This window comes from Betaproteobacteria bacterium, assembly GCA_016791345.1.
Lineage (GTDB): Bacteria > Pseudomonadota > Gammaproteobacteria > Burkholderiales > JAEUMW01 > JAEUMW01.
On record JAEUMW010000212.1, the window covers coordinates 1 to 5,566 of the forward strand.

Annotated in this window: 5 protein-coding genes; 3 read left to right on the forward strand and 2 right to left on the reverse strand. The window is 67.4% G+C overall.

What is annotated here, in order from left to right; translation table 11 throughout:
• Positions 1 to 119 (reverse strand): single-stranded DNA-binding protein (gene ssb, locus JNK68_08040; protein MBL8540308.1); only part of this gene is annotated, 119 nt, incomplete at its 3' end.
• A gap of 2 nt (positions 120 to 121) precedes the next feature.
• Positions 122 to 1,483 (reverse strand): MFS transporter, encoded by a 1,362-nt coding sequence (locus JNK68_08045; protein MBL8540309.1) that lies wholly within the window; start codon positions 1,481 to 1,483, stop codon positions 122 to 124.
• A 132-nt stretch (positions 1,484 to 1,615) separates the two neighbouring features.
• On the opposite strand from JNK68_08045, the gene uvrA reads away from it, so the two are divergent.
• The 3 genes from uvrA to JNK68_08060 all read left to right on the forward strand — a co-directional run.
• A complete protein-coding gene (gene uvrA, locus JNK68_08050) occupies positions 1,616 to 4,465 on the forward strand; it encodes an excinuclease ABC subunit UvrA (protein MBL8540310.1) in 2,850 nt (949 codons plus the stop codon).
• A 99-nt stretch (positions 4,466 to 4,564) separates the two neighbouring features.
• Positions 4,565 to 4,765 carry a hypothetical protein gene (locus JNK68_08055; protein ID MBL8540311.1) on the forward strand — a complete coding sequence of 67 codons (201 nt, stop codon included), beginning with the start codon at positions 4,565 to 4,567 and terminating at the stop codon, positions 4,763 to 4,765.
• A gap of 144 nt (positions 4,766 to 4,909) precedes the next feature.
• Positions 4,910 to 5,566 (forward strand): methyltransferase domain-containing protein (locus JNK68_08060; protein MBL8540312.1); only part of this gene is annotated, 657 nt, incomplete at its 3' end.

The following is a 5,566-nucleotide window of genomic DNA, read 5'->3' on the forward strand; positions in this document are numbered from 1 at the left end:
TTCCACTGATCGGTGGTCGCGAGACTCAGATTGACCATGGCATCGCCACTGGGCATGTAACGCGTCTCCGGGTCGCGCCCGACATTGCCGACGAGGATCACCTTGTTCACCGATGCCATGATCAATTCTCCGCTGCTGAGAGCACACGCTGCACGCACGCTTCGTCGAAGCTGCGCGCATCCACCTTGAGATAAGCCACACCCTCGCCGGCTTTCACGAGCGCTTCACGCACTCCCGGCAGGTCCGAAAGGCGGCGGGCGAGACCCGCCGCGCGCGATTCGTCCATCCGCGGCACGCTGAAGGTGCGGGTGCGCACCTGCGTCGGGTGCTTCATCCCGCTCGCCACAGCGAGCCAGGAAAGCGTGAGCAGGCCGCCGAACGCGAACACCGCGGCGACACCGTAGTGCTGCGAGATGAAGCCGCCCACGGAGGCGCCGATGAAGGTGCCGAGGAACTGCACGCTGGAGAATACGCCGAGCGCCGTGCCCTTGGCGCTGGCGGGAGCGGCCTTCGACACCAGCGACGGCAGCATCGCTTCGAGCAGATTGAAACCGGTGAAGAACACGAGCAGGGCGAATGCGATGCTCCAGAGGCACTCGATACCCAGCGCGAGCAGCAGCTGCGACGCGAGAAGTACCGTGATCCCGGCGAGGAACACGATCTTCGCGCGGCCGCCGCGCTCGCCGACCACGATGGCGGGCACCATCAGCACGAAGCCGAGAACGACGACCGGGAGATAGATTTCCCACATCTGTGCCGCCGGCAGGCCGGTGGCGAGCAGCGCCGGCGGGATCACCACCCACAGCGCCATGAGGGCTGCGTGCACGGCGAAGATGCCATAGTTGAGCCGCGCCAGATCGCCGTCCAGCAGCACCTCTCGCAGCCGTGCCGGCTCGACGTCGCGGTCGTGCGAGAGCTGCCCGGGTGCCGGGTCGGGCACCACGAACTTTGCGATCAAAATGCCGCCCAACGCCAGCACGCCGGTAACAGTGAAGATGCCGGGCAGTCCGGTCCAGCGATCGAGCACCGGGCCGAGCACCATCGAGAGCGCGAACATGGCACCGATGGTCATGCCGATGACCGCCATCGACTTGGTGCGGTGCTCCTCGCGCGTCAAGTCCGCGGCGAGCGCCACGACGGCGGCCGAGATGGCGCCCGCGCCCTGGATCACGCGCCCGAGGATGATGAACCAGATGTTGGGGGCGATCGCAGCGATGAAGCTGCCGGCGGCAAGCAGCAGCAATCCGCCGTAGATCACGCGCTTGCGCCCGATGCGGTCCGACAGCCAGCCGAAGGGGATCTGGAACACGGCCTGCGTCAGGCCGTAGGCGCCGATCGCGAGTCCCACCAGGGTGAGGTCCGATCCCCCAGGCAGGTGCTGCGCGTCGACCGCGAACACCGGCAGGATGATGAAAAGACCGAGCAGGCGCAGGCCGGAAAGCGAAGCCAGACTCATGCTGGCGCGCCACTCGAGACGATTCATGCGGCTGCTGGGCGACACCGGCGCGGGCTGGGCGAATGAGCCGAAGGGCTGCGTTGGGAAAGGAAATCGGAATTAGCTATATTATCAGGTTGCCCAGATCGCGAGTAGGTTGACCGGGACCACGAGTCACACATGGATTTGATCCGCATACGCGGCGCGCGCACGCACAATCTCAAGAACGTGAATCTCGATCTGCCGCGCCATCGGCTGATCGTGATCACGGGCCTTTCGGGGTCCGGCAAGTCATCGCTCGCATTCGACACGCTGTACGCCGAGGGGCAGCGGCGCTACGTCGAGAGCCTGTCCGCCTACGCCCGGCAGTTCCTGCAGCTCATGGAAAAGCCCGACGTGGACCTGATCGAAGGCCTGTCCCCGGCCATTTCCATCGAGCAGAAGGCGACCAGCCACAATCCGCGCTCCACGGTGGGGACGGTGACCGAGATCCACGACTACCTGCGGCTTTTGTTCGCGCGGGTCGGCGAGCCGCATTGCCCCACCCACGGCATTCCGCTCGCCGCGCAATCGGTGTCGCAGATGGTCGACCACGTGCTGGCCCTGCCTGCCGATACTCGCGTCATGATCCTGTCGCCGCTGGTGGTGGGGCGGAAGGGCGAACAGCAGGACCTGTTCGACGAGCTGCGCGCCCAGGGTTTCGTGCGGCTGCGCATCGATGGCGAGGTGCACGACATCGACACGCTGCCCAGGCTCGCGAAGAATCAGAAACACACCATCGAGGTGGTGGTGGACCGGCTCAAAGTGCACGCCGACGCCAAGCAGCGCCTCGCCGAGAGTTTCGAGACCGCGTTGCGCCACGCCGACGGCCGCACGCTGGCGGTGGAAATGGATTCCGGGCGCGGGCACCTGTTCTCGGCCCGCTTCGCCTGCCCGGTGTGCGGCTATTCGATACCGGAACTGGAACCGCGGCTCTTCTCCTTCAACAACCCGATGGGGGCGTGTCCGTCGTGCGACGGTCTCGGCACGCTCACGTTCTTCGACCCCAAGCGCATCGTGGCCTTCCCGCACCTGTCGCTCGGTTCGGGCGCGATCAAGGGCTGGGACCGCCGCAACCACTTCTACTTCCAGATGCTGCAGTCGCTCGCCGCGCACTACGGCTTCGACCTCGACGTCCCCTTCGAGCAGTTGCCGGCGGCGGCGCAGCAGGTCGTCCTGTACGGCTCGGGCAAGGAGAAAGTGAGCTTCGGCTATCTCACCGAGCGCGGCAAGACGCTCACCCGCGAGCATGTCTTCGAGGGCATCGTGCCGAATCTCGAGCGGCGCTACCGCGAGACCGAATCCGCCGCGCTGAAGGAAGAACTCGCGAAGTATCTGAACACGCGGCCCTGCCCAACGTGCGAAGGCACCCGTCTGCGGCAGGAGGCGCGACACGTGCGCATCGGCGGCAGCACGCTGTACGAGATCAGCGCACTCCCGCTCAAGGAGGCGCAGCGCTTCTTCGCCGAGCTTGCGCTCGACGGCCGCCGTCAGGCGATCGCCGAGAAGATCGTGCGCGAGGTCGCCAACCGGCTGCAGTTCCTGGTGAACGTGGGTCTGGACTACCTGTCGCTGGATCGTGCCGCAGACACGCTCTCGGGTGGAGAGGCCCAGCGCATCCGGCTGGCCAGCCAGATCGGCTCGGGGCTCACCGGTGTCATGTACGTGCTGGACGAGCCCTCGATCGGGCTGCATCAGCGCGACAACGGGCGCCTGCTGGGCACGCTCGGGCGGCTGCGCGACCTCGGCAACTCGGTGATCGTCGTCGAGCACGATCACGACGCCATCATGACCGCCGACTACGTGGTGGACATGGGTCCGGGTGCCGGCGAGCACGGCGGTCACGTCGTCGCCCAGGGCACGCCGCAGGAGGTGAGCGCGAACGCGCAGTCGCTGACGGGCCAGTATCTCTCGGGCAAGCGCAGCATCGCGGCGCCGAAGCGGCGCACTCCGGTCGATCGCAGCCGCATGCTGCGGCTCGAAGGCGCGAGCGGCAACAATCTCAAGCTCGTCGACCTCGAACTGCCGGTCGGGCTGCTCACCTGCGTGACCGGTGTTTCGGGCTCCGGCAAGTCGACCCTCATCAACGACACGCTGTACGCGGCCGTCGCCCATCACCTCTACGGCAGCGCCGTCGAGCCCGCCGCGCACCTGGCGCTCGAAGGGCTCGACTTCTTCGACAAGGTGGTGAGCGTCGACCAGAGCCCGATCGGCCGCACGCCGCGCTCCAACCCGGCGACCTACACGGGGCTCTTCACCCCGATCCGCGATCTTTTCGCCGGCGTGCCGCGCTCGCGCGAGCGCGGCTATGGTGCCGGACGCTTTTCCTTCAACGTCAAGGGCGGGCGCTGCGAGGCGTGCCAGGGCGACGGCATGATCAAGGTCGAGATGCACTTCCTGCCGGATCTCTACGTGCCGTGCGACGTGTGTCACGGCAGGCGCTACAACCGCGAGACGCTGGAGGTCCAGTACAAGGGCCGCAACATCCACGAGGTGCTCGACATGACCGTGGAGCAGGCGCGCGACTTCTTCGACGCGGTGCCGGTGGTGGAGCGCAAGCTCACCACGCTGCTGGAGGTCGGGCTCGGCTACATCAAGCTCGGTCAGTCGGCGACGACCCTGTCGGGCGGCGAGGCGCAGCGCGTGAAACTGTCGCTGGAACTGTCGAAGCGCGACACCGGGCGCACGCTCTACATCCTCGACGAGCCGACCACCGGCCTGCACTTCCACGACATCGACCTGCTGCTCAAGGTGCTGCACCGGCTGCGCGACCACGGCAACACCGTGGTGGTGATCGAGCACAATCTCGATGTCATCAAGACTGCGGACTGGGTGATCGACCTCGGACCCGAGGGCGGCGACGGCGGCGGCCGCATCATCGCGCAGGGGACGCCGGAGGAGGTTGCGCGCGACCCGGCGAGCCATACCGGCAGCTATCTGCGGCCCCTGCTCGGGCAGGCCGCGCCGGCGCGGAAGGCAAAGCGGGTCTAGAGCGCCGCGCGACTCGCCGCAGTGCTACACTGCGGCTCGGTCATCCACGGGAAGGCGAACTTGATCCGCACCTGCACCATTTGTGCATCCTTGGTCGTCATGCTCGGCGCATGCGCGTCGCAGCTTGTCGGGCAGCAGTGTTCGAATGCCGGCTATACGCCCGGCACGGCCGAGTACGCGCGTTGTTACGACAGCACGCTGGGAGAGCGCAGGCAGGACGCCGAGCGTGCGGCAGAACAGGACGCGCAGGAAGCGGCCAACCCGCTTCCGGGGACCGACTCCTCGGTGCCGCTGCCCTGAGGCCAGTCCGTTCAGATTTAGCGGCACGCAGGGGAGCGGGGATCGTCTGATCGTGTGCGGTCACGCGGTGTGTCGATTGACGCGCCCCCGACCACTCGCAATACTTGGGCGCGTGCAGGCCTGCGCCCCTTTCCCGAGATTCCCATGACCGCCCTCGACGCGGACGGCGCGCCCGACGAGGCGATACGCCGCCGGTCGCTGGCGAAGTACCGCAAGCGTGCCGCGGGATACGACCGTACCTGCGGGCCGACGTGGTCGATCCGCGAGCGCACGATCGCTGCGCTGGCGCTGCGGCCCGGGGAGCGCGTGCTCGATGTCGCCTGCGGGACTGGCTTGAGCCTCAGTCTGTTGCGAGATCGCGTGGGCGAGCAGGGGCACGTGTACGGCTTCGACCACAGTGCCGAGATGCTGGTGCAGGCACAGGCGCGCATCGCGCCCACGGGCTGGGAGAACGTCACCCTCTTCCACGTTCCCGCGCAGGCGCTGGTGCTGCCGAAGCCGGTCGATGCGCTGCTCTTCCACTATGCGCACGACATCCTGCGCGCGCCTGCGGCACTCGATCGCATCCTCGCGTGCGGCAAGCCCGGCGCCCGCGTGGCGATCGCCGGCGTCAAGTATTTTCCGCGGTGGCTGGCGCCGCTCAATGCCTGGGTGTACTTCAAGAACTACGCCTATAACGGTGCGCCGGGCGGGCTGCGCACGCCGTGGGACCGCATCGCGCCGCGTCTCGACGACTGGCGCATTACGCCGACGCAGTTCGGCATGGGGTACATCGCGACCGGACGGCTTGCCGACCGCGGG

What these genes read in the sequence shown, in the direction of transcription:
- uvrA (MBL8540310.1), top strand. Translation starts at nt 1,616, where the DNA reads ATGGATTTGATCCGCATACGCGGCGCGCGCACGCACAATCTCAAGAAC.
- JNK68_08045 (MBL8540309.1), bottom strand. Translation starts at nt 1,483, where the DNA reads ATGAATCGTCTCGAGTGGCGCGCCAGCATGAGTCTGGCTTCGCTTTCC.
- JNK68_08055 (MBL8540311.1), top strand. Translation starts at nt 4,565, where the DNA reads ATGCTCGGCGCATGCGCGTCGCAGCTTGTCGGGCAGCAGTGTTCGAAT.